The following is a 2,139-nucleotide window of genomic DNA, read 5'->3' as shown; positions in this document are numbered from 1 at the left end:
CCCAGATGCTCGAATCCTGGGCCGCCTGGCTGGCCGACACACCGTTCCACACCCAACTCGAACCGGTCACCCGGCAGTCAGTCGCCCGTCAGCTCTCAGCCGCCCAGATATACGAGTAACCCTGACCGCCCGATCATCTGAGACGACGAACGAATCAGATCTGATCTGATCTGATCATTTGAGACTGGGACCAGGTCGACTGAGACGGGACACCACCAGCCGGACCGGCTGAGCCGGTGAACGAGAACGGCCGATGTCCTGTGACAGTCGATCTTCCTCTTCGTCTGTGAATCTTGCTCAAACCCACTCTGTTGCCACTACGGTTTCCTCCGGGCTGTCCACAAGATGCTGTTCGACCGAAAGTTCTACAGCCAGGAGGGTGTGTACTTCGGGAGCCCGTTCATCGCTTCGGTCCAGCACAAGCTGGTCGACGCATTGGCAGCGGCGGAGCCGGCCAAGAGCCGGGCTACTTGGCGTGACGCGGCCGGGCACCCGGAGAAGGTGGAGAAGGTCCGCAACCACCTGGCCGGACTGGGCGAGTGGTGGACAGTCGCATCCGTCATCAAGCGGGAGGCATACGTTCGTGACCTGCTCGCGCCGCTGCGGGTGGATGACGAACTGCTGGGCGAGCTGATCCGGTGAGCGCCGTGGCAGAGAAGCGGCGCCATGCCCCGGACTACTTCGCACGGCTTGCCGACGGCCGTGCTCGCGTGGTCGACGTTCGTGCCGAGGACCAGGTCCCCGACGCCGTCGAACTCGCCGCAGCAGCACTCGCCAAGCATCCTCACGATCCAGCAAGATCCACTGCCGAGAACTCTCCGCATCTCCGAACGGTGGCACCCGCAGGTCACGGTCGCTTCGCCACTCAAGATTCCTCGTCGCAGGTCAGAGCGATCGCGTCAGGAATGACTCGGTGACACAGGACAGCCGAAGCAGTCTGGTTGTCACAAGCGAGGCATCCGACTTGTCACAGGCGTTCAAGCGACAGCCTTCCTGTCACCAGGCCGAGGCGTGACGCTCTTCCAATCGGTCGGCTATGGAGCTGCCTTGCGGAAGAGAGACAGCAGGGACCGGGCCGACAGGGCGCCCGGGTCGAAGAACTGCGTGGCCAGAGCGGGCAGCACTGCCGTTCCCCGCATGCGGACCTCGTGGCAGGTGAAGCAGAACGCCGCCTCGAACAGCGCCAGATCGAGAGCGTTGTCGTACGCCCGGACACTCCAGCCAGGCGAGAAGCCGCATCGGTGCTGTTCACTGCCGGGCAGGCTCTCGATCAGGGCCAGGGCGGCGGCAGCTTCGCTCCCGGTCCAGTGGGCGACTGCCGTGCCGGGGTACGGGTCGTCCCGTCCGGCAGGAAGGGCGGAGATCCGGACGACCTCGATCAGCACGGTGGCGGCAACGGCTTCGGCGGGGAGCTGCATGTGCGCAGTCTGCCCGCCGGGTCAGCGGCCCGTTCGTCGTGGAGGCCCGCGTGCCGGGCTGGCAGCCCGGCACCGGGCAGGCGGTGAGCGTCCGCGGGATCAGCGACACGCACGCGCACTGGTCCACGATGCTCCACGACCCCGTCACCCAGGTGGTGCACTCCCAGGAGATCCGCGCGGACGCGCGCGGGGTGCGGCTGCTGCCGCTGGTGACCCGCTACGCCTGGCCCGCCGAGCTGGACCTGATGGCCCGGCTCGCCGGGATGCGGCTGATCACCCGGCACGGCGACTGGGAGGGAGATGTCTTCGGTCCGGGCAGTACGCGGCATCTGAGCGTCTACACTCCCCACCCTTCGGATGGCCGCTAGCGCACGAGCTGGACGGAACACCAGTGGGCGCCTCTCTTCACACCACCGCACACCACCTGATCGCCTCCGTGTGGGGGCGGGACGCCCCGGCCCGCCTGGTCGCCGACCGGCGGGGAACCTGCCTGTGGCGGGTGGACACCGTACGCGGCCCGTACGCCCTGAAGATCACTGTTCCGTGCGCGGACCCGCAGGGTCACGTCGACTCCGAGCGCCTGGCGCGCACCGAGGCCGAACTCCTCGTGCGCCTGGAGGAGCAGGCACGGTCGTCCTGAACGGCAAGTTCCTGACCTTCCAGGTGTCGGTGCCCGGCCGCCACTACGCGAACAACGCGGTCGCCGCCCTGGCCGCGGGCA

Annotated in this window: 4 protein-coding genes; 3 read left to right on the top strand and 1 reads right to left on the bottom strand. The window is 67.3% G+C overall.

Annotated features, from left to right (window positions below; all coding sequences use genetic code 11):
• Nucleotides 1–345: 345 nt before the first annotated feature.
• Entirely contained in the window at nucleotides 346–642 is a 297-nt protein-coding gene (locus tag ACWDZ7_RS42750; protein WP_451804356.1) for a hypothetical protein, read from the top strand.
• A 392-nt stretch (nucleotides 643–1,034) separates the two neighbouring features.
• On the opposite strand, the gene ACWDZ7_RS42745 is transcribed toward ACWDZ7_RS42750, so the two are convergent.
• Nucleotides 1,035–1,418, bottom strand: a complete 384-nt coding sequence (locus tag ACWDZ7_RS42745) for a hypothetical protein (RefSeq protein ID WP_451804354.1) — start codon at nucleotides 1,416–1,418, stop codon at nucleotides 1,035–1,037.
• 50 nt (nucleotides 1,419–1,468) lie between these two features.
• Between ACWDZ7_RS42745 and ACWDZ7_RS42740 the strand changes: the two genes are divergently transcribed.
• Nucleotides 1,469–1,786 carry a hypothetical protein gene (locus tag ACWDZ7_RS42740; protein WP_451804352.1) on the top strand — a complete coding sequence of 106 codons (318 nt, stop codon included), beginning with the start codon at nucleotides 1,469–1,471 and terminating at the stop codon, nucleotides 1,784–1,786.
• Nucleotides 1,787–1,809: 23 nt separating this feature from the next.
• Entirely contained in the window at nucleotides 1,810–2,058 is a 249-nt protein-coding gene (locus ACWDZ7_RS42735; protein WP_451804358.1) for a hypothetical protein, read from the top strand.
• Nucleotides 2,059–2,139: the final 81 nt, after the last annotated feature.

It is taken from the genome of Streptomyces sp. NPDC003032, from assembly GCF_053591415.1.
This window is presented reverse-complemented; position numbering and strand designations above follow the sequence as displayed.